At 64.0% G+C, this 20,150-nt stretch carries 21 protein-coding genes; 7 read left to right on the forward strand and 14 right to left on the reverse strand.

Annotated features, from left to right (window positions below):
* The first annotated feature begins 10 nt into the window (after window positions 1-10).
* On the forward strand, window positions 11-433 hold the full coding sequence (locus tag CO669_RS06795; protein WP_158228743.1) for a hypothetical protein: 423 nt from the start codon (window positions 11-13) through the stop codon (window positions 431-433).
* Between the two features lie 117 nt (window positions 434-550).
* On the opposite strand, the gene CO669_RS06800 is transcribed toward CO669_RS06795, so the two are convergent.
* The 8 genes from CO669_RS06800 to CO669_RS06835 all read right to left on the reverse strand — a co-directional run bounded on the left by CO669_RS06800 (window position 551) and on the right by CO669_RS06835 (window position 8,414).
* Window positions 551-1,933, reverse strand: a complete 1,383-nt coding sequence (locus tag CO669_RS06800) for a sensor histidine kinase (protein WP_097659013.1) — start codon at window positions 1,931-1,933, stop codon at window positions 551-553.
* Window position 1,934: 1 nt separating this feature from the next.
* The gene (locus CO669_RS06805; protein ID WP_097659014.1) at window positions 1,935-2,609 is read right to left on the reverse strand and encodes a response regulator; all 675 of its coding nucleotides are present in this window, start codon (window positions 2,607-2,609) and stop codon (window positions 1,935-1,937) included.
* A 109-nt stretch (window positions 2,610-2,718) separates the two neighbouring features.
* A complete protein-coding gene (locus tag CO669_RS06810) occupies window positions 2,719-3,078 on the reverse strand; it encodes a hypothetical protein (protein ID WP_245444203.1) in 360 nt (119 codons plus the stop codon).
* Between the two features lie 77 nt (window positions 3,079-3,155).
* Window positions 3,156-3,719, reverse strand: a complete 564-nt coding sequence (locus tag CO669_RS06815) for a MarR family winged helix-turn-helix transcriptional regulator (RefSeq protein ID WP_097659015.1) — start codon at window positions 3,717-3,719, stop codon at window positions 3,156-3,158.
* 422 nt (window positions 3,720-4,141) lie between these two features.
* On the reverse strand, window positions 4,142-5,230 hold the full coding sequence (locus CO669_RS06820) for a TRAP transporter substrate-binding protein (RefSeq protein ID WP_097659016.1): 1,089 nt from the start codon (window positions 5,228-5,230) through the stop codon (window positions 4,142-4,144).
* A 167-nt stretch (window positions 5,231-5,397) separates the two neighbouring features.
* Entirely contained in the window at window positions 5,398-6,486 is a 1,089-nt protein-coding gene (locus CO669_RS06825; protein ID WP_097659017.1) for a TRAP transporter substrate-binding protein, read from the reverse strand.
* 218 nt (window positions 6,487-6,704) lie between these two features.
* A complete protein-coding gene (locus tag CO669_RS06830; protein WP_198963877.1) occupies window positions 6,705-7,847 on the reverse strand; it encodes an Mrp/NBP35 family ATP-binding protein in 1,143 nt (380 codons plus the stop codon).
* A 129-nt stretch (window positions 7,848-7,976) separates the two neighbouring features.
* Window positions 7,977-8,414: a VOC family protein gene (locus CO669_RS06835; RefSeq protein ID WP_097659373.1), complete on the reverse strand. Its 438-nt coding sequence runs from the start codon at window positions 8,412-8,414 to the stop codon at window positions 7,977-7,979.
* 199 nt (window positions 8,415-8,613) lie between these two features.
* Here CO669_RS06835 and CO669_RS06840 point away from each other — a divergent pair, with 199 nt between their 5' ends.
* From CO669_RS06840 to CO669_RS06860, 5 genes are all read left to right on the forward strand, one after another.
* A complete protein-coding gene (locus CO669_RS06840) occupies window positions 8,614-9,486 on the forward strand; it encodes an NAD(P)-dependent oxidoreductase (RefSeq protein WP_097659019.1) in 873 nt (290 codons plus the stop codon).
* 96 nt (window positions 9,487-9,582) lie between these two features.
* On the forward strand, window positions 9,583-10,863 hold the full coding sequence (gene nhaD / locus CO669_RS06845; RefSeq protein WP_097659020.1) for a sodium:proton antiporter NhaD: 1,281 nt from the start codon (window positions 9,583-9,585) through the stop codon (window positions 10,861-10,863).
* 137 nt (window positions 10,864-11,000) lie between these two features.
* Window positions 11,001-12,596, forward strand: coding sequence for a sensor histidine kinase (locus CO669_RS06850; protein ID WP_097659021.1), 1,596 nt, complete (start codon window positions 11,001-11,003; stop codon window positions 12,594-12,596).
* A gap of 44 nt (window positions 12,597-12,640) precedes the next feature.
* Window positions 12,641-12,844 carry a DUF1289 domain-containing protein gene (locus CO669_RS06855; protein WP_097659022.1) on the forward strand — a complete coding sequence of 68 codons (204 nt, stop codon included), beginning with the start codon at window positions 12,641-12,643 and terminating at the stop codon, window positions 12,842-12,844.
* Between the two features lie 28 nt (window positions 12,845-12,872).
* Window positions 12,873-13,427, forward strand: a complete 555-nt coding sequence (locus tag CO669_RS06860) for a TIGR02281 family clan AA aspartic protease (protein ID WP_097659023.1) — start codon at window positions 12,873-12,875, stop codon at window positions 13,425-13,427.
* Between the two features lie 118 nt (window positions 13,428-13,545).
* On the opposite strand, the gene dusA is transcribed toward CO669_RS06860, so the two are convergent.
* Window positions 13,546-14,541 (reverse strand): tRNA dihydrouridine(20/20a) synthase DusA, encoded by a 996-nt coding sequence (dusA, locus tag CO669_RS06865; RefSeq protein WP_097659024.1) that lies wholly within the window; start codon window positions 14,539-14,541, stop codon window positions 13,546-13,548.
* 596 nt (window positions 14,542-15,137) lie between these two features.
* On the opposite strand from dusA, the gene CO669_RS06870 reads away from it, so the two are divergent.
* Window positions 15,138-17,003: an asparagine synthase gene (locus CO669_RS06870; RefSeq protein ID WP_097659025.1), complete on the forward strand. Its 1,866-nt coding sequence runs from the start codon at window positions 15,138-15,140 to the stop codon at window positions 17,001-17,003.
* 247 nt (window positions 17,004-17,250) lie between these two features.
* Here CO669_RS06870 and CO669_RS06875 read toward each other — a convergent pair whose 3' ends face one another.
* The 5 genes from CO669_RS06875 to CO669_RS06895 form a co-directional block, all read right to left on the reverse strand.
* Window positions 17,251-17,715: a lasso peptide biosynthesis B2 protein gene (locus CO669_RS06875; RefSeq protein WP_097659026.1), complete on the reverse strand. Its 465-nt coding sequence runs from the start codon at window positions 17,713-17,715 to the stop codon at window positions 17,251-17,253.
* 92 nt (window positions 17,716-17,807) lie between these two features.
* On the reverse strand, window positions 17,808-18,047 hold the full coding sequence (locus tag CO669_RS06880; protein WP_097659027.1) for a hypothetical protein: 240 nt from the start codon (window positions 18,045-18,047) through the stop codon (window positions 17,808-17,810).
* Between the two features lie 35 nt (window positions 18,048-18,082).
* Complete coding sequence (locus tag CO669_RS06885; protein WP_158228744.1) at window positions 18,083-18,916, reverse strand: sulfotransferase domain-containing protein; 834 nt, start codon at window positions 18,914-18,916, stop codon at window positions 18,083-18,085.
* On the reverse strand, window positions 18,913-19,848 hold the full coding sequence (locus CO669_RS06890; protein WP_158228745.1) for an HPr kinase/phosphorylase: 936 nt from the start codon (window positions 19,846-19,848) through the stop codon (window positions 18,913-18,915). Before CO669_RS06890 ends, CO669_RS06885 begins: the two co-directional genes overlap by 4 nt.
* A gap of 10 nt (window positions 19,849-19,858) precedes the next feature.
* Window positions 19,859-20,143 carry a PqqD family protein gene (locus CO669_RS06895; RefSeq protein ID WP_097659029.1) on the reverse strand — a complete coding sequence of 95 codons (285 nt, stop codon included), beginning with the start codon at window positions 20,141-20,143 and terminating at the stop codon, window positions 19,859-19,861.
* Between the last annotated feature and the right edge of the window lie 7 nt (window positions 20,144-20,150).

Consider the following 20,150-nt stretch of genomic DNA (forward strand, 5'->3'; position numbering starts at 1 on the left):
TGGGGGCGATATGAGATCATTGCTTTTTCTGACCGTTGTCCTTGTCCTTCAATACGCATCGCCCGCCCGCTCGGAGGAATCGGAAGCTGAGCGCCTCGTTCATCGCGAGGGCCGGGCTCTCTTCGACGAAGGGCACGACGCCTACAAAGCCAATGACTTCAAGACGGCGCTCCGGAAATTCCAGCAATCGAGGATCAGATACGCGTCGCTTCGATTGCCCGACGACATCGACAAATGCGACCGGGCCATTCACGCTGCCGCCTGCATGGACCGCATCGATGAAAAGAATCTCAATCAGCTCAAGGAGCTGGTCGGCGAGCCGACGGACAAGCCGCCGAGATCCAACGACCCCTATGTCGGGGCGTGTCTGCCTTTTCCTGATCTGTCAAAACGGGTGAAGGCGAACATTGCGGTGCTCGAGGGTCAGCGGTGAAGTGAGCGAAGCCGCAGCCTGCATGAATTGAGAGATCGACCACCCCGCCACGACCGCCTCCTGGCCTACCTTCTCCGCCGTTCTCCCGTCCTCCTGCCCCCGGGAGAGGATGTCGTGTCAGTGCCTGGCGATGTCCGCGTCGACCTTCACCTCGTCCGCCAGCCGAAACTGCAGCGTGAACTCGGCCCCGCCTTCCGGAAGATTCACCACCGCGATCGTCGCGGCATGGTCGTCCGCCACCGCGCGCACGATGGAAAGCCCCAGGCCCGCGCCGTCGCTGCGCTGGCGGTCGGCACGCCAGAAGCGCTGGAAGATCAGCTCGCGCTCGGCCTCCGCAATGCCCGGGCCGCAATCGCGCACCCGCATCGAGCCGTCCTCGCGTACCTCGACGTCCACCGCCGTATTCGTTGCGGTGAACTTGATGGCGTTTTCGGCGAGGTTGAAGATCGCACGTTGCAGCATCTCCGCATTGCCGTGAATCAGCACCGGCGCGTCGGTGCCCTTGAGGGCGATGTCCTTGTGCTTGGCGATCGCGAAAGGGGCGATCGAGGCGACCACCTCGGCGCAGACGGCGCGCAAATCCGCGGTCTCGCCGGGGTCGAGCACGAGGGTATCGAGCTCGGCAATCTCCAGGAGCTGGGCGACGATGCGGCTCATGGCTTCGATGTCGGCATGCAGCGCCTGCCGCGCCGCGCGATCGTCGAGCGTCTCGATCCGCGTGCGCAGGATCGCAAGCGGCGTGCGCAGCTGGTGCGCGGCATCCGCCGTGAACTGCCGCTGCACCCGAAAGCCGCCCTCGAGGCGGTCGAGCGCCTGGTTGACGGCAGTGACCAGCGGCAGGATCTCGCGCGGGATCTGCTCCGTCGGCAGACGGATGTCAGTGCGCGCGGGACCGATGTTGCTGGCCTTCTCGGAGGCCCTCCACAGCGGCGCGATCGCGCGGCGAAAGATGATGATGTCGGTGGCGAGCAGAACCAGGAGGATCGGGATCGTGATCCATCCCACGCGCCGGAAGAAGTTCGAGACGATGTCGTCGATGATGACATCCCGGTGCGCGAGGTCCTCTGCGACCTGGATGCGCACCGTCTTGCCGTCGATGTCGCGGGTAACCGTCGCGCCGGAAATGCTCTCCGACAGGCGCGCCGCGGGAGCCGAGCGCCGGTGCGAGGAAAACAGCAAGCGGCCCTCGGCATCGCGAATATCGTATTGATAGCGGCCATACGCATCCGAATAGAGGCCCCTGAGGCTGTCGGGCAGATTGAACGTCAACTGGCCGTCCGGCTGCACGACGATGCGCTCGGCCAGCACTTCGGCCTGGGCGCGCATGGCATCGCGATGCAGCTGGTCGATCTCCGAATTGAGCAGCCAGAACAGCACGAGCGGCAGGAAGATCGCGACCACCGCGACCGCCAGGATGTGCAGGAACACGATGCGCCAGATCAGCGATTTGAAGGTCGGCGACCTGCCATAGGACCCGGCGTTGGATCCGACCGTGGCCACGCTATTTCTCCACGTCCATGAGATAGCCGACGCCGCGGATGGTATGGATCACGACCTTGGCGCCATGTTCGGCGAGCTGCTTGCGCAACCGCGAGACATAGACCTCGACCGCGTTGGAGGCGACCTCGCCGTCCAGTCCGAAGATGTGGTCCTCGACGTTCTTCTTCGGTACCACCCGCCCCTGCCGGCGCAGCAGGATCTCGAGCACCGAGGTCTCCCGCGCGGAGATGATCCGCGGCTGGTCGTCGACGAAGATCTGGCGGCTCTCGGTGTCGTAGACGAGGTTGGCGAGGCTGAGCGAGCGACCGAGCAGCTGGCCGGGCCGGCGCAGGATCGCCTCCAGCCGCGCCACCAGCTCCTCCATCGCGAACGGCTTCGCGAGATAGTCGTCGGCACCGCTGCGCAGGCCGCTGACGCGATCCTGCAGGCCGCCGCGTGCAGTCAGCACCAGCACGGGAAGCGGCTCCATCTTGAGGCGTAGCTCGCGCAGCACCGACAGTCCGTCGCCGTCGGGCAGTCCGAGGTCGAGGATCATCGCAGCATAGCTGACGCTGCTGACCGCCTCGCGTGCTTCGGCCGCGCTGCCCACGATGTCGCTCTGATAGCCGGCCGCCGCCAGCCCGGCCGCGACGAGCCGCGACAGCTCGGCATTGTCCTCGACGATCAGAAGGCGCATTGCGGTCCTGCGGGATAGCCAGATCAGCGCACGGCTCGCGCCGCATTCGCGTTGTCTTCCATCATTCGACCGGTTTCAGCCAGCAAAAAGGCAGGTCTTGCCCGCTTTTTCATATCTTGTCAGATTCGTGTAAGTTTCGCGCGCCGGCCTGTTGATCGGAACACCGGCGCTCGATCAGAAACGAGCTGCCGGCCGCGGCGGCAAACATGCACGCCACCGCGAGGATGCTCATGGGCAGCGAGATCAGGCCATGCTCATGAGCGTTAATGGCGGCGGAACCAAATGTCAGCCAACACCCCGTCGTGATGAAGCTCGCGGCGGCTTGCAGGACCGCGCACCGCGCGACCGGCTCATCATTCAAGAACTTCAGCAGCAGCGGCCCGGCCGTCAATGCAAGCGTGAAGGCCCATGCAAGGATCAGCGTCGGGATGTGAAACAGATCGATCAGACCCGGGGACAAGGCAAGCACCCTTCAGCATCCCGGGTTGGACGTCCTCCGCCGGAATGAGGTTCAAGGGCGATTGCGCCGCAGCAGAGGGGACTTCTTCAGCTCCGCCCCTCGAAATAGGTGCACAGCTGGCTCGTCTCCTTCGGGGCGATCGATTTCCGAAAGAGCCGGCACTTGAAATGACGGTCCTTGCCCTCTCCGTTCTCGACCAGGAACACACATTGATTGCAAACGTCAGTATGATGACGGCGCTCGGCAACATCGAGCCCGACGAGGACGCGGCGAAGCGTATCGCGCAGCCGCGATCGATCGGAGCCTTCGAGTGCCACGATCTGGTCTCGCAGGGCGTTAATCGGATCTTGCTTGAGGAACTTCTCGCCTTCAGCCGTGAGACATAGCGTGATCGAGCGCTTGTCCTCCTGGGAGGGCTTGCGGACCACCAATCCCCTGTCCAGGAGCGCGGCGGTAATCTGAGATGCGCCGCCGCGGGTCGTCCCCAGAAAGCCGGCGAGAGCCGTCGGCGTCCTCGAAAGTCTGTTTGCGAGAGCGAGAAAGCGCAAGGCCATCCATTCTCGATCGCTCAGGCCCGACCGCGTGCCTTCGAACAGCCAACTGCCGGCCGATTGCACGAGGAGTTGTACGATTTCAGTTGCCACGCTCATTGATAGATACCGACCGGAAACGGCTCTTCGACATCTCGATCGAGGATCGGATGTCGCCGCATTCGATGAAGTGCTGAATTTGGTCGGGACTGGTTGAGTCCGGTATATCGTACCGTGAAGTCCGGATGGCGCAGACATGCGCCGAAGGCCGCGACTCCAGCCCGATTGCAGGCTCCCGATAGCCCGCCCCTTCCGCGAAAGGAACACCGCAAAACTACGCATCGTGTTCACGGCAAGGTTACGAGCACCGAGCTTCGGGCGCGCAGGCGACGAATCCTATTTCGGATTATTCGACGATCGTATCCAGCCCCTGTTTTGCCCGACGCGCCAAAGTGCTCTTGCGTTCACTGGGACCGCCGAGGCGCACAAGAAAACGTCCCGGAGCCGTCGCTCCGGGACGCTGCATTTCATCGGGCATGCGCTCAGCTCTGCGAGCGCCGCGCCATGAAGATGTCGTAGCCGACCTCGGCGACCTGGAACCAGGAGTAACCGTCGCCCGTGAACTTGGCGAGGGAGTCGTGCACCTTCTTGAAATTGGCGTTGGTCGTGCCGACTTCGGCGTGCAGCTCCTTGGCGGCCTTGTAGCAGGCATCCATGATCGACGGCGAGAAGGCGTGCAGCTTGGTGCCGCCGGCGATCAGCTTCTTCAGCGCCAGCGGATTGGCGGTGTCGTAGCGCGCCATCATGTAGTTGTTGGCGTAGTGCCCGGCCTGCTCCAGCACGCTCTGGTAATACTTCGGCAGCGCGTTCCACTTGTCGAGGTTGACGAAGGCCAGCAGCATCGGCCCGCCTTCCCACCAGCCGGGATAGTAGTAGTGCGGCGCGATCTTGTAGAAGCCAAGCTTCTCGTCGTCATAGGGGCCGACCCACTCGGCGGCATCGATCGTGCCCTTCTCCAGTGCTGGATAGATGTCGCCCCCGGCGAGCTGCTGCGGCACCACGCCGAGCCTCTGCAGCACGCGGCCGGCGAAACCGCCGACGCGGAATTTCATGCCCTTGAGATCGTCGGGCGTGTTGACCTCTTTCCTGAACCAGCCGCCCATCTGGCAGCCGGTGTTGCCCGCGAGCAGCGAGACGACGTTGTAGCTCTTGTAGAACTCGTTGAGCACGTCGCGCCCGCCACCCTGCATGTACCAGGCCTGGTTGATGCGCATGTTGGGGCCGAACGGCACGGCCGAGCCGAAGGTGAAGGTCGGATCCTTGCCGAAATAATAGTAGGAGGCGGTGTGACCGATTTCGCAGGTGCCGTTCTGCACGGCGTCGAGCACCTGAAGGCCCGGCACGATCTCGCCTGCCGCGAAGATCTGGATTTGGAATTTGTTGTCGGTCGCTTCGGCGACCATCTTGCACATCATCTCAGCGCCGCCAAACAGCGTGTCGAGCGATTTCGGCCAGCTCGTCGGCATGCGCCATTTGATTTCCGGCATCGACTGCGCGATCGCGGGAGCCGCGAGCGTGGCGGCGCCGGCCGCGCCGAGCCCCGTGACCTTGATGAAGTCTCGTCTCTTCATGATTTCCTGCCCTGATGTACCAGTGATTGTGAGCCTTCTTGCCGAGGCTTGGAACCAGCATGGCGCAAGCCGTGGCCCAATGCCATCCCGATCGCACTGCGGCAAACAAAAAGCCCGGCCTCCAGGGAGGCCGGGCTTTCCAGTCTTGCGACTTTAGGATGAGGCGATCAGCCGCGCGTGCGCGAGCGGATCATGAAGCTGTCGTAGGTATATTCGGCGACCTGCCACCACAGATATTCGTCGGAGCGATAGGCCTGCATCGCGTCGATCGACTTCTTGAAGTCGGGGTTCTTGGCCGAGATCTCGCCCCAGAGCTCGTTGGTTGCCTTGAGGCAGGCTTCCAGCACCTCGTTGGTAAAGGGACGAAGCTGGGTGCCGCCGGCGACCAGACGCTTCAGCGCCGCCGGATTCTGCATGTCGTAGCGCGCGGCCATCCAGGTGTTGGCGTTGGTCATCGCGTTGGTAAGAATCGCCTGGTAGTTCTTCGGCAGTGCATTCCACTTCTCCAGGTTGGCGAAGGCGTGCACGGTCGGACCGCCTTCCCAGAAGCCCGGGTAATAGTAGTACTTGGCGACCTTGGCGAAGCCGAGCTTCTCGTCATCGTAGGGGCCGACCCACTCGGCGGCGTCGATGGTGCCCTTTTCAAGCGCCGGATAGATGTCGCCGCCGGCGAGCTGCTGCGGCACCACGCCGACCTTCTGAAGCACCTGACCGGCAATGCCGCCGATGCGCATCTTGAGGCCGGAGAGGTCGGCGACGGTCTTGATCTCCTTGCGGAACCAGCCGCCCATCTGGGTGCCGGTGTTGCCGCAGGGGAAGCCGATCACGTTCGACTTCTTGAAGAACTCGTTGGCGAGCTCGTTGCCGCCGCCCTGGAACAGCCACGAATTCTGCTGGCGCGCGTTGAGGCCGAACGGCACCGAGGCGAAGATCGCGAAGGTCGGATCCTTGCCGACATAGTAGTACGAGACGGTGTGGCACATCTCGACAGTGCCGTTGGAGGTCGCATCGAGCGCCTGCAGGGCCGGAACGATTTCACCGCCGGCAAACACCTGGATCTGGAATTTGTTGTCGGTCATCTCGGCGACGTACTTCGCCACCTGCTCGGCGCCGCCATAGATGGTGTCCAGCGACTTCGGGAAACTCGAAGTCAGGCGCCACTTGATCTCGGGCGAGGACTGCGCGATCGCCGGCGAGGCCACCGCGGTCGCCGCCGCGCCTGCCGCCGACACTTTCAGAAAATCACGACGCTTCATCTTCAGGTCTCTCCTTGCTGGGGCGTTTCCCCTAAACTTCTCTTTTGCCGCCGCTCATGCCGGCGACGCGTTTTCTGCCGCGTCGAACCGAAGGGGCTTGACTGCCGTGGGCCTTTAACACGGAAGGCCGGTTTTCGGAACGCGACAATGGCATGACGGGGCTCTACGAAAGTCGCATGTCCCCCGAAAGAACGAGAAGGCGTGCGGCGGGCCCCTGCTCAGGCCCGCGCGACGACGCCCTTGAGCTGGTCCCGGACCTGCCCCGCAATGGCGCGGTAGATCGCCGCATGGGGCCCGTCCGGCTCGCTGTCGACGACGGGATTGCCGGCATCCGAGGTGGCCCGAATCGCCATGTGCAGCGGGATCTCGCCGAGGAACGGCACCTCGAGCTTCTCGGCCTCGTGCCGCGCCCCGCCATGGCCGAAAATGTCCGACCGCGTACCGCAATGCGGGCACTGGAAATAGCTCATGTTCTCGACGATGCCGAGCACGGGCACGTTGACCTTCCTGAACATCGCAAGCCCCCGCCGCGCGTCGATCAGGGACAGGTCCTGGGGGGTCGAGACGATCACGGCGCCCTTCAGCGGCACGTTCTGCGCCAGGGTGAGCTGGGCATCGCCGGTGCCCGGCGGCATGTCGACCACGAGCACGTCGAGCGTGCCCCATTCGACGTCGCGCAGCATCTGCGTCACCGCCGACATCACCATGGGACCGCGCCAGATCATCGCGGTCTCTTCCTCGACCAGGAAGCCGATCGACATGATCGCAAGGCCGAAACGCCGGAGCGGAATCATCTTGCGCTCGTCATTCAGCTCCGGCTTGTCGTGCAGGCCGGTCAGCCGCGGCACCGAAGGGCCGTAGATGTCGGCATCGAGCAGCCCGACCTTGAGGCCGAGATCGCGCAGGCCCAGCGCCAGATTGAGCGCGGTGGTCGACTTGCCGACGCCCCCCTTGCCGGAGGCCACCGCGATCACGGCGGCAACGCCTGGGATCTCCGACTGCCGCGCCATCGGCGATTGGGCGCCGCCCTGTGGCGGCGGCTTGTGGGCGTGGACCGGCTGCACGCCCGGCGTGCCGCGGCTCGGTTGCGGAGGCGGTGGCGGCGCGGAGCCGGGCTTGCGCTCCGCCGTCAGCGCCACCATGACGGTGGTGACGCCGGGAATGGCGCGCACGGCGGCCTCGGCCTCGGCCCGGATGGATTCCCAGGCCCTGGCCTCGGCAGCATCGACATTGATCGAGAAGAACACCTTGCCGTCGGACGCGCTGATGGCGCTCAGGACATCGGCATTGGTGAGCGCGACCCCGCGGGGCGACTTGATCCTGGCGAGGCTGTCGAGAACCTGTTGCTGCGTCACGCTCAAAGCGCATCTCCTGAACGGAGCCTGATCCGGCCCCGGAGGGCCGCGCCAGCGCAAAGCGCTGAGCGGCATTCCGGCGAGGTCATGCTCAAGACTTTAGGATGCCCCATTAGAGCGGAAACGCCCAAAAGGCTACTGCCTGCCGATATCGTCAGCCATCTCGGCGGGCGCAGCCCCCTCCTCCCTGGCGGCCTCGTAATTCAGCTCGATCATGACCCCGTTGGGATCGTGAACGAAAATCTGCCAGAGGTCGCCGCCGGGCACCTGGCGGGAGTCGAACTTCATGCCCTTGGATGCCAGCCGCTGCTTCATACCGTCGAAGCCGCGGCTGACGAACGCGACGTGATGCACGACGCCGGAATCCGGCTTTTGCGGCTCCGCCGTCGCGGAAATATCGACGAGGTGCACCACCGCCTTGCCCTCGCTGTACATCCAGGCGCCGGGAAAGGCGAAATTCGGCCGAGCGCCTTTTTCCAGGCCCAGCACATCCTCGTAGAAACGGACGGTCTCGCCCAGATTCCGGGTCCGGATGTTGAAATGATCGAGGACGCCAACGCTCACACCGCCCATGCTCTCGCTCCCTTTTTCGAAGTCCTTGGGTCCCGCCATCCTAGCACAGGGGGCCGCCAAACGAAGCCGTTGCCCTCCGCCCTTAACGGTTTATGGTGCGCCTCCGGTCCGCCTTCGCAGCGGAACTTCGAGGACGCCGCCCGGCGCCCTCGCCCGGCTAAAACCGTAAAAACTCAAAACTACGGACAAGGTACCACACATGGCTAAAGTCGCTTTCCTCGGTCTCGGCGTGATGGGCTTCCCCATGGCCGGACACCTCGTGAAAAAAGGGGGCCATGAGGTCACCGTCTACAACCGCACCGCGGCCAAGGCGAAGGAATGGGCGGACAAGTTCGGCGGCAAGACCGCGGCGACCCCGAAGGCGGCCGCCGAAGGTCAGGATTTCGTGATGTGCTGCGTCGGCAACGACAACGACCTGCGCGCGGTCACGATCGGCGCCGACGGCGCCTTTGCCGGCATGAAGAAGGGGGCAACCTTCGTCGACCACACCACCGCCTCCGCCGAGGTCGCCCGTGAGCTGGACGCAGCCGCCACCAAGGCGGGCTTCAAGTTCGTCGACGCGCCGGTCTCCGGCGGCCAGGCCGGCGCCGAGAACGGCGTGCTGACGGTGATGTGCGGCGGCACGCAGGATGCGTATTCCGGCGCCGAGCCGATCATCACCGGCGCCTATGCGCGCATGTGCAAGCTGCTCGGGCCCGCCGGTAGCGGCCAGCTGACGAAAATGGTCAACCAGATCTGCATCGCCGGCCTGGTGCAGGGCCTCTCCGAGGGGATCCATTTCGCCAAGAAGAGCGGCCTCGACGTCGCCGCTGTGATCGAGACCATCTCGAAAGGGGCCGCGCAGTCCTGGCAGATGGAAAATCGCTACAAGACCATGAACGACGACAAGTACGATTTCGGCTTCGCGGTCGAATGGATGCGCAAGGACCTCTCGATCGCGATCGCCGAAGCCCGCCGCAATGGCGCCAACCTGCCCGTCACCGCGCTGGTCGACCAGTTCTATTCCGAGGTCGAGAAGATGGGCGGCAAGCGCTGGGATACGTCGAGTCTGCTCGCGCGCCTGCAACGCTGAGGAATGCATCGGGGGCCGCAGCCGGGCAGCTGCGGCCCCCGCGAGTCTCGACCGGCCCCGTATTGAGCCGAAGAACGAATTCCGGGGGGAATTGACTTGCTGAGCGTGATCGCCGCCATCTTCGTCGTTGCGTATGCTGCCATCGCGCTTGAACACCCTCTCGGCGTCAACAAGAGCGCCTCGGCCCTCCTCGGAGCGGGCCTGCTCTGGACCATCTATGCAATGTCCGTCGGCGACGCCTCGCTGGTCAATCACCAGCTCGACGAATCCGTCGCCTCGACCGCGCAGATCGTCTTCTTCCTGATCGGCGCGATGACGATCGTCGAGGTGATCGACGCCCATAACGGCTTCGAAGTCATCACCTCGATCATCCGCACCACGAAGCAGACCACGCTGATGTGGATCATCGGCTTCGTGACGTTCTTCCTGAGCTCGATCCTCGACAACCTGACGACCACCATCGTGATGATCTCGCTGATCCAGAAGCTGATCGGCAACAAGGGCGATCGCCTGCTGTTCGCCTCCATCATCGTGATCGCTGCAAACGCCGGCGGCGCCTGGACCGTGATCGGCGACGTCACGACGACGATGCTCTGGATCGGCGGGCAAATCTCGCCGGTCAACATCATGAAGTCGGTGTTCCTGCCGTCCCTGCTCAATCTCCTGATCCCGCTGCTCATCATCGGCTATTCGCTCAAGGGAAAAGAGATCGTCCCTCCGCTGCAGGGCCGAGAACAGGCCCTCAGGGTGGAAGTGTTCGAGCGCAATCTGATGTTCTATCTCGGCCTCGGCACCCTGGTTGCCGTTCCGGTCTTCAAGGCCGTGACGCATCTTGCGCCGTTCATGGGCATCCTTTTCGGATTGGGCATCCTCTGGCTGGTCGGCGAGATCGTCCACCGCCACAAGGACGAGGATGTGCGCCGTCCCCTCACCCTCGTCCATGCGCTGACGCGCATCGACATGAGCTCCATCGTGTTCTTCGTCGGCATCCTCATGGCCGTGGCGTGCCTGGAGCACGCCCGCGTCCTCGAGTTGCTCGCAAAATGGCTCGACGCCACGGTCGGACGCCTCGACGTCATCGTCATCCTGCTCGGGCTCTTGAGCGCCATCATCGACAATGTGCCGCTCGTCGCCGCCACGATGGGCATGTACAATCTGGTGCAATATCCGCCGGACAGCTTCATCTGGGAGTTCATCGCCTATTGCGCGGGAACCGGCGGCTCGATCCTGATCATCGGCTCGGCCGCGGGCGTCGCCGCCATGGGGCTCGAGAAGATCGAGTTCTTCTGGTACGCCCGCCGCATCGCGGGCCCTGCGCTCGTGGGATATCTGGCGGGGGCGATGGTCTACATCGCGCAGTATGCCGCGCTGCACTGAACGGCGCGGGCGGATCCAAATTAACGCCGGGTTAACGTAATTCTTTAGCTCCTTAAGTCACCTCTTAAGGATTTCTTGCCAGAGATAGACAATGCAGAAGGCCCGCGTCCGGCGTGGGCAGGAATCGTTGTTGCTTGATGAGTAACCCCGCTGAAAAGCCTGAGGTAGTGCAGCTTCCGGCCGAGCCGGTGAGCGCTCCATCGGCGAGCAGCCGAAGGGCTGCGGCGCAGCGGGTGCGCGAGGCGCGGGACAAGTTAACGTCGACCAGCGGAACCCGTCCGGCCTTCGACGCCGAGATGCTGCGCCAATATGCCCAGACCCGGCTGTCGGCTTCCTATGTCGTGATGCTGCTGGTGGTCGCAACCGGCGTGCTGTTCGGTCTGTGGATGCAGCCGATCCCCGCCGCCGCCTGGACCGCCGGCATGCTCTGCCTGCACAGTGCGATGGTCCGCAGCTGCCGGCGCTTCCTGACCGAACCGGCCTCGCCCGCGGCGATGCGCACATGGCGAACGCGCTTCGTAGTGCTCGACCTGCTCTATGGCCTGTGCTGGATGGCGATCCTGATCCATCCCGTGCTCGACATGGTCACGGAAACCCTGATGATGTTCCTGATGCTGCTGGTGATCGCAGTGTCGAGCATGCTGGCCGCGAACTTGCCGATCGCCGCCCTCGCCGCCACCGCGCCGGTCGCGGTTGCGATGGCGCTGAGCTTCGCGATGACCGGCTCGCTGGATAATTACATCCTGGCTGCGCTCGCCCTCGCCGCCGAAGGCTATTTCGTGCTGCTGGCGCATCGCCTGCATTCCTCGACCTTCGCGACGCTCGAGGCGCGGGCCGAGAAGGACGCGCTGATCGGCGAGCTCGAACAGGCCAAGGCGATCTCGGACGAAGCGCGCCACCGCGCCGAGTCCGCCAACGTCGCCAAGTCGCGCTTCCTTGCGCAGATGAGCCACGAGCTGCGTACCCCGCTGAACGCGATCCTCGGCTTCTCCGAGGTGATGAAGAGCGAGATCTTCGGCGCGCACGCGGTGCCGGTCTACAAGGAGTACTCGGCGGACATTCATAATTCCGGCGTCCACCTGCTCAACCTCATCAACGAGATCCTCGACCTCTCGCGGATCGAGGCCGGCCGCTACGAGCTCAACGAGGAAGCCGTGTCGCTGGTCGGCATCGTCGCCGACTGCCACCATCTGATGAAGCTGCGTGCCTCGAGCCGCGGCATCACCATCCACGAAGTATTCGAGCAGGCCATGCCGCGGCTCTGGGCCGACGAGCGCGCGATCCGCCAGGTGGTGCTCAACCTGATTTCCAACTCGATCAAGTTCACCCCGCAGGGCGGCGAGATCTGGCTCAAGGCGGGATGGACCGCTTCCGGTGGACAATATCTCTCGGTGAAGGATACCGGCTCCGGAATCCCCGAGAACGAGATCCCGGTCGTGCTGGCTTCGTTCGGCCAGGGCTCCAACTCGATCAAATCGGCAGAACAGGGGGCCGGCCTCGGGCTGCCCATCGCCAAGAATCTGATCGACCTGCATGGCGGCACGTTCACCCTGAAATCGAAGCTGCGCATCGGCACCGAGGTGATCGTCACGTTCCCGCCGGAACGTGTGATGAGCGCGCTTGCGCCGCTATCGGATGATTCCCCACCGCTCCAGCCGGAGAGTTCCGTACTGCCCGACGAGAAACGCCGGCCGCGCCACAAGCCGATCATGAGCGCCGGCACGGGCTCCTAACCAGATGCTTGCAGACATGCCCGACCATCCCTCACTATGTCCGAATGAACAAAGAAACGCCGTGCGTCGCCGTCTGCATGATCGATCCCAAAACCAAGCTTTGCTTCGGCTGCGGCCGAACCCTGCCCGAGATCGCGCGCTGGCACGCCATGGAAAGCCCGGAACGGCTCGCCGTCATGGCCCTGTTGCCGGCACGCATGACGGAAGCCGGACTTGTGCCGATCGCGGCATCACCGAAACGCACCTGACCGGCCTGCGCGCCGCCGGAGGCGCGCGATGATCCGCTTCCTGCTCGTTCTCGTCATGCTCGCCGGCACGGCAGGTGCAGTCGTCGCCTACGGCGATTCCGATCAGATCGCGCGCGCCAGCCACAAGGTCTCGCACATTTTTCGTGCGCAGACGGCGACGCCCGCACCAGCGGTGCAGATCCCTCGCGGCCAGGGCGGCGAATTTGCGCTTAAGGCGAAGATCAACGGCGTCGCAGCGCCGATGGTGATCGATACCGGCGCGACGTCGGTGGTGCTGACCTGGGAAACCGCAAAGGCGATCGGGCTGCCGCTCGAAATGCTCGAATACGATGTCGACCTCGAAACCGCGGGCGGCCATACCAAGGCAGCCCGCCTGACGCTCGACCGCCTCTCCGTCGGCCACCTCGTCGAAAAATCGGTACCGGCCCTCGTCGTTCAGCGCGGACAGATGAAGACCAATCTGCTCGGCATGAGCTTCCTCGACCGCCTGGAGAGCTGGGGCGTGCGCGCCGACAAGCTGATGCTGACAGGCTATCCCGAGCTCCAGAGCAGCCATCGCCGCTCGCGCACGGCGATCGACTGATCGCAGCCGCGACGCCACGCCCCTGGCCACACCTCGCCTCGGCGTGAACTATTACTTCGACCTGTTCCGCTGAAACAGAGCGACGAAGAGCCGGATGTCGCGGCGCTTCATGGTGCAGCTAGGCAGCCGCCTCGGCCGGCGCGCGTGCGCCGACGCGCGCGATCGCATCGCGCAGCACGTCGAGACCGGCACCCGGCTTCACACCTTGCTCGGCCAGATGGCGGCGGAATGCCCGTGCGCCCGGCACCGCGTGGAATGCCCCGACGAAATGCCGCGTGATGGCATGCAACCGCGTGCCGCGCGCAAGCTGCTGCTCGATATAGGGCATCATCGCCTCGAGCGCGTCCTGCATGGTCGCGTGTGGCGCTGCCTCGCCGAAGATGTCGGAATCGACGGAGAGGAGCCGCCACGGCTCCTGATAGGCGGCACGGCCGAGCATCACGCCGTCGACATGTTCGAGATGCGCCTTGGCCTCGTCGATTCCAGGAATGCCGCCGTTGATGATGACAGGCACATCGGGCATCGCGCGCTTGAGGCGATAGACGCGATCATAGTCGAGCGGCGGGATGTCACGGTTCTCCTTCGGAGACAATCCGTTGAGCCAGGCCTTGCGGGCATGCACGATCAGCGCGTCGCAACCGGAGGCGACCACCGCGCGCGCAAGCGCATCAAGCGCGACTTCGGGATCCTGATCGTCAATGCCGATACGGCACTTCACCGTGACGGGAACGACGACCGCGCGCTTCATGGCCTCGACGCAGCGCGCCACGAGTTCCGGCTCCGCCATGAGGCAGGCGCCAAAGCGGCCGTCCTTGACGCGGTCGGACGGGCAACCGACATTGAGGTTGATCTCGTCGTAGCCGAACCCCTCGCCGATCCGCGCGGCCTGCGCGAGCTCGCGCGGATCCGAGCCGCCAAGCTGAAGCGCCACCGGATGCTCGACCGCATCGAACCCAAGCAGCCGCTCCCGGTCGCCATGAATGACGGCGCCCGTGGTCAGCATCTCCGTATAGAGCAGCGCCCGCCGCGTCAGGTGACGGTGGAACACCCGGCAATGCCGGTCGGTCCAGTCCATCATGGGCGCGACGGAGAATTTGCTATTTAAACCGTTCATTTTACTGAGATATTTCGCACCGTATCGACCCCAAAAGCAATTGGAGCGATCGAGAAATCCGAGTTGACGAGGCTTCCGCTGCCGGCCCCTTCTAGGGCCATACATGCATAAATTGGAAGTGAAAATCACATCTTCGGATTATCAGTGCCGGGTATGCCAGGGAGATACAACTGACATAGTGACGTCTGATGAGCCGCGCCTCGCAACTGCTTTGATCAAACTGCGGCGGCTCCACGCCGGCGGGCCTCATTCGTCGCCGAGCTCCTGCGGATTTGCCGGTGGCATGACAATCGCCATCCGCAGGCCAGCCTTATGCTGCCATGGATAGGATCGTTGCGTCCGGAGGCCGCTTGGCGGGTTGCTACGAGGCCATGGGAAATCTCATTGGCATCCGTCCGAGGGTCGGCTATCGAGCCGGGAAGGACATCCCGGCGATGATGGACAACGTAACAGGAATTGCCTTGAACGTACGACTGAGTTGGACGTCGAAGCGAACCCGGACGGCCTTGCCTTCCGATCGGCAATCATGCAACGCCGCAACACGCCGCGTGGAAAATCGTTTTCATTCCATTCTCCGGCCTTGACGGCGGCGCGGCATGACCATTGCGGGCGCAATCAATTTCACGAACGATATGCCGGATCTGCCGCGCGCGCTGCGGGCGATGGCACTTGGTCCGGCCAGGCCCAGCTGGCATCGCGAGACCGGCACCATGATGGGAGTTTGCGACGACGCGGAGCTTGCTGTCGCCGGACCGATCGTCGCACTGTTTCACGGGCGCCTCGACGAAGTCACCGAGCCGGACGTCCCGCGCGCCGGCCTGTCGGCTGCGAATATCGTCATTCACGCCTACCGACGCTGGGGGCTGGACTTCCCGCTGCGGCTGATCGGCGATTTCGCCTGCGCCGTATGGGACGGCCAAACCAAACGCCTGCTGCTGGCGCGCGACGCACTGGGATTCCAGCCGCTGCATTTCTGGCGTGACGGAAACCAGGTCTTCTTCGCGACCGAGCCCCGGGGCCTCCTGACGCATCCGCAAATCGAGCGGCAAGTCGACGAGCGCTGGATCGCGCGCTGGCTGGCGCTGCTGCCGCAGCACGATGCCTGCACGCTGTATCGCGGGATCAACCGGGTGATCCCGGGGCATGTCGCGCTGTTCGAGGACGGCACCGCGCGACAATTGCGCTACTGGCGGCCGGAAGAATTGCGTCCCATCCGGCTCGCGCGTGACGAGGACTATGCCGAAGCCATCCGCGCGCTGCTGGACCAGGCCATCCGCTGCAGGATTGCCGGCGCCGTCGCCGTCGGCAGCCATTTGAGCGCGGGCCTAGACAGCTCCAGCGTCGCGGCACTCACAGCGCGTCAGCTCGACCAGCGTGGGCTGCGGCTGTCGGCCTTTACGGCCGTTCCCTCGTCAGGCTTCGACGGCAGCGCTGTCCGCGATCGAATCTGGGACGAAGGCCCGCTGGCGGCGCGGGTTGCGGAGGCCTATCCCAATATCGATCACGTGCTGGTGCCCAACGAGGGGCCGGCCCTGTTCGACGTCCTCGATCAGATCGGCGATGCCTCCGGCATCCCCGCCGTGAATACGATGAATCAGATCTGGAGCCATGCGCTCGGCGAGGCAGCAAAGCGCCGCGGCGTCACCGTCATGCTGAGCGGTGGCAAAGGCAACATGACGATCAGTTATGACGGCTTCGGCTACCTCACCCGGCTGGCGCGCGACGGCGAATGGATCACGCTTGGCAGGCATCTGAGGACGCTCCATCGCACCGGGACGTCATGGCTTTCGCTCGGCAACCGGGTGATCGCACCCTTGCTGCCGCCATACATGCGCCGATTCCTGCGCGGGCTGTTTGGCCGGCCGGAACGAGGACTGCGCGAGTACTCGGCGTTACGATCCGATTTCGCCGACCGCGTCGGCGTCCTGGACGAAGCAGAATCCATGGCCGGCAATGTCGGCAATTCCGACCTGGGGCGACAGGACGTGCGACTCGCCGTGCTTGGGCGGACTGACGGCGCGATGGTTTGGCGATCCTACAAGCGCAGATACGGCTTTACACAGTGTGATCCAACCGCCGACCGACGCCTGATTGAATTCTGCCTTGCGATTCCAGCCGAGCAATTTCTGCTTCACGGAGAAAACCGTTCGCTGATCCGCCGCGCAATGCAGGGAATTCTGCCCGACATCGTCAGGCTCGAACGGCGCAAGGGTATGCAAGCCGCCGATTGGTCGCGTCACATGATCGCAGCCCGGCCGGAGATCGAGGCTGAGATCGAAAGACTGGAACGAAGCCCCCTGGCCAAGGCCAGCCTCGATCTGCCGCGCCTTCGCAGTCTGCTCGAAAATTGGCCCGACGGCGGATGGCACCGGGCCGAGGTCGTCTACGATTACCAGCTCGCGCTGGCGCGAGGATTGGCGACGGGCCGCTTCCTTCGCCGCTTCGAGGGCGGTAACGAGTGATCGCCTCTCAGGAAAAATCGATTCCACCACTGTCGGGAATGGCTCCGGGTCCATTTTCCGCAGTGTTCGCGTCAGCGATCGTCAGCCCAGGCTTGTGCCAAACCTTGACCGGCGTGGACGCACTCGAAGCCTGGGCGGCTTCGCTCTTCTGAGTATTTTCCGACTCTCGCACCACAGGTCCCTTCCAGTCCATTCGCGATCACAATTCTATCACGCATTGCGGTCGGCACAACCGATCGTACCGGCGTCAATCGTCTAGCGGGACGGTCACATCGTCCTGTCCGGGTCGGAACATGGCAATGGGCCGAAACAACCCAGCCTGCTCACCGCCAACCACGATCCACCCGCTTGCGAGGCGCAACCAGACATGCGCGTCCAGACCCTGCTCCGATTTGCGGACACCGTAGACCAGATCGGCGGCAATGCCTCGCCGCCCCAACAAGCGCTGCGCGGCAATAGCCTGGTCGAAGCAGACTGAGCGCCACGGCACGCGTTTGGACGCGGCCAGAACAGCCCAACGCACGCGCCTCGACAGCAGGTCCGGATCGTCGACCAGGGCGGAACCCGCAGGACGGGTGAGATCACGCGCGACCCGGTCGAATGGCCGCACCTTCAGGGTGAGAGCGGCGAGCGCAAGTTCGCGCACGGCCTCGGCCAGCAGCGGGAGATCGCGGCGGCGCGCCCAGAGCCTGCAGCGTCGCTCAACTGTCATCGCCCAGCTTCGGCCTGGACACCAGATTCTCGCGACGAACAAGTTCAAGGAAAAATTCGGAACCGAGCCAGCTCGTCAAAGGCCGCAACGGATCACGAAAAGTCAACTCCCGCATCCGGAAAAGCGCCCGGAGTATTTTCGGCGCTGTTGGCTTGCAGGATGGTCATGACCGGCTTGTGCCATTCCAAAACCGGCGTCTCCACAGCGGGTTGCCGTTCTGCCGCACTCTCATGATCCTGCATCGATTCATCCTCGTAAGACCAAGTCTCCTCTACGATATTATCATCACCGGGAAAACAAAAGTTGAAAAGCGAATCCGCGACTCCAGTCATGCGGTCCCCGAAGAAGCCGACTGGAAAACAACCATTCAATCGTCATAGCCGAGGTCCCGCATCATGGGGCCATGATCGCGCAGAATGCGGCTGGCTTGCGCGGCCGTCAGACGCTGACGCCAGCCGCCGGCGGTTCCTGCGCCAAAAAAGCGGTTCGGCGCTTCCGGCGACGACTCGCGAAAGCCTTCGCTGCTTTCTGCGGCCTGCAGCCTGTCGAAACGGCTGGCATCGATGGCCGAGGCCAGCAGATCCGCTGGCGCGGATTGGCCGAAAGCCCGCGCGATGGCCGCAAAGGTCGGCAGTGGATCGGCGAGCAAGTCCTCGTAACGCACGCGCGTCAGATTGAGCCCTGAATCGAGCCAGCTTGCGGTGTGAGCGCTCCAGCTGGAGACGAGCTGCGGCAATTGCGGCCGCAGACCCTGCGTGCTGTTGCCGATCGACAATTCGGGTCGCGCCATCCAGGCAATCGCCTCATCGAGTGTGACCCCGTAATAGGTCGCGAACGACGGTGCGACATCGCGCGGATCCCGGATGATCAGGACCACAGCCCCTACCGCCTCGCGTGGAAACGGTGGCTCGGCAGCTCCAGGCGCCGGCAGCCACGCGTCATGCGTCTTGATCGGGAATGATTTTCCAGGCGGCGGGACCGCCCGGTGGGCAAGCGGTCGCAATCGACGTTGCTCATCGGGCAGCAAATCAGACGTTTCGATTTCAAGCGCGTTGTCGAAAAACGAGCGATCGGAGGCGATCGGCCCCTCCAACGCGTTGATGTCGAGCGGGCCATCACCTCGCATGAGGGCCGTCAACAACGCCCGCACCCAGGTGTTGCCCGATCTCGGATAGGACGCGATCAGGTGCAGCCCGCTCATGACACCGCGTCGTCCTCGATGCTTCGAAGCAACGAATCGAGCTGGGAGAAATCGCTCCGGCGAGTCAGGCGATAGACATCGGCCGCGCTGACGATCTGTCCGATCGCCTTGAAGAGCTCGCCTTCCCGTCCCCAGATTGCGGCGGTGCGCTTCCGATAGATCTGATCGTTCAGCCCTGCCACCGCAGCCATCGGAGACAGCTTCTGGATATCGGCTTGACCGCTGAGAGCGACGTTCTGGGCGCGGAGCAGATGAACTGCTTTCAGCGGTACCGGCGCGGTCTGAAAGTCGGCGGCGCCGGCGAAGCGCAGGTAATATTTGCGCTGGCCGAAGCGGTTCGCCTCCAGGCCATCGGATCCCATGCCCATGGCCTCCAGGGAATCCTGCCACAGTTTGACGCGCGGGAATGCCGGCCATACCACGGGCCCGCCGACGGCGCCGGTATCGATGACGCAGATATCGTCCGACACCAGCGCGTGGCCGCGCCGCGTCAGGGCGGCTGCCAGCGTCGATTTGCCGGCCCCTGACATCCCTGAAATCGCAACCCCCTTGCCGCCGATCCTTATGCACGATGCATGCAGCGGCATCAGGCCGCGGCGATGCACGAGAAGGCCCAGAACGGTGCCGAACAGGAACGTGCGAATGTCAGGGGAATCCGCGGCCATTTGCGGATCGACGACGATCTCGTGCGAACTGCGCAGCCAGTAGCTCGCGACGCCGTCGATGGAAAGGCGGGCCTGCCGCTGCGAAGTGACCTGCAACAGCGGCGAGACATCAAGCGCGCCATCGAGCCTCGCCGGGACGGCGCCGATCCGAATCGTCAGATCCGGCTCCTGCTCGTCTCCGTTCCAAGGCGCCAGTTCGGGAAGCACGAGGTCGGAGCGGACACGCCAGCCGCACAAGAACAGATCGCCGCCCGGTCCGGCCGTCACTCTGCCAGATTCACCCGACATCGATCAGCCGCTGATCGCGCAAGGACGCAAGCAGTTCGAGAACATCGGCCGTGATCTGCTCACGATCGCCGCGGTAATTTGCCGCCATGGCCTGGCAGAGCGCTTCGACGGTCAACGGCCGCGCCAGGCGCCGCCAGATGTCGCTGGCGATCTCGTCCAGCCCGCAATACGTGCCACCCTCGATGCTCATCAGGATGAAGTTGCCGTCAACCTCGGTGGCAAGATGCTTCTGTGCCCGGGATACTGTATCGGTGAGGCTCAACGTGCTGCGCATACGGGAT

Source organism: Bradyrhizobium sp. Y36 (assembly GCF_002531575.1).
GTDB lineage: Bacteria > Pseudomonadota > Alphaproteobacteria > Rhizobiales > Xanthobacteraceae > Bradyrhizobium.

Bases quoted from the DNA above. Each gene is read 5' to 3' on its own strand.
- CO669_RS06795 (WP_158228743.1), top strand. From the start codon at position 11: ATGAGATCATTGCTTTTTCTGACCGTTGTCCTTGTCCTTCAATACGCA.
- CO669_RS06805 (WP_097659014.1), bottom strand. From the start codon at position 2,609: ATGCGCCTTCTGATCGTCGAGGACAATGCCGAGCTGTCGCGGCTCGTC.
- CO669_RS06815 (WP_097659015.1), bottom strand. From the start codon at position 3,719: ATGAGCGTGGCAACTGAAATCGTACAACTCCTCGTGCAATCGGCCGGC.
- CO669_RS06820 (WP_097659016.1), bottom strand. From the start codon at position 5,230: ATGAAGAGACGAGACTTCATCAAGGTCACGGGGCTCGGCGCGGCCGGC.
- CO669_RS06825 (WP_097659017.1), bottom strand. From the start codon at position 6,486: ATGAAGCGTCGTGATTTTCTGAAAGTGTCGGCGGCAGGCGCGGCGGCG.
- CO669_RS06835 (WP_097659373.1), bottom strand. From the start codon at position 8,414: ATGGGCGGTGTGAGCGTTGGCGTCCTCGATCATTTCAACATCCGGACC.
- CO669_RS06840 (WP_097659019.1), top strand. From the start codon at position 8,614: ATGGCTAAAGTCGCTTTCCTCGGTCTCGGCGTGATGGGCTTCCCCATG.
- CO669_RS06850 (WP_097659021.1), top strand. From the start codon at position 11,001: ATGAGTAACCCCGCTGAAAAGCCTGAGGTAGTGCAGCTTCCGGCCGAG.
- CO669_RS06855 (WP_097659022.1), top strand. From the start codon at position 12,641: ATGAACAAAGAAACGCCGTGCGTCGCCGTCTGCATGATCGATCCCAAA.
- CO669_RS06860 (WP_097659023.1), top strand. From the start codon at position 12,873: ATGATCCGCTTCCTGCTCGTTCTCGTCATGCTCGCCGGCACGGCAGGT.
- dusA (WP_097659024.1), bottom strand. From the start codon at position 14,541: ATGAACGGTTTAAATAGCAAATTCTCCGTCGCGCCCATGATGGACTGG.
- CO669_RS06870 (WP_097659025.1), top strand. From the start codon at position 15,138: ATGACCATTGCGGGCGCAATCAATTTCACGAACGATATGCCGGATCTG.
- CO669_RS06875 (WP_097659026.1), bottom strand. From the start codon at position 17,715: ATGACAGTTGAGCGACGCTGCAGGCTCTGGGCGCGCCGCCGCGATCTC.
- CO669_RS06880 (WP_097659027.1), bottom strand. From the start codon at position 18,047: ATGACTGGAGTCGCGGATTCGCTTTTCAACTTTTGTTTTCCCGGTGAT.
- CO669_RS06885 (WP_158228744.1), bottom strand. From the start codon at position 18,916: ATGAGCGGGCTGCACCTGATCGCGTCCTATCCGAGATCGGGCAACACC.
- CO669_RS06895 (WP_097659029.1), bottom strand. From the start codon at position 20,143: ATGCGCAGCACGTTGAGCCTCACCGATACAGTATCCCGGGCACAGAAG.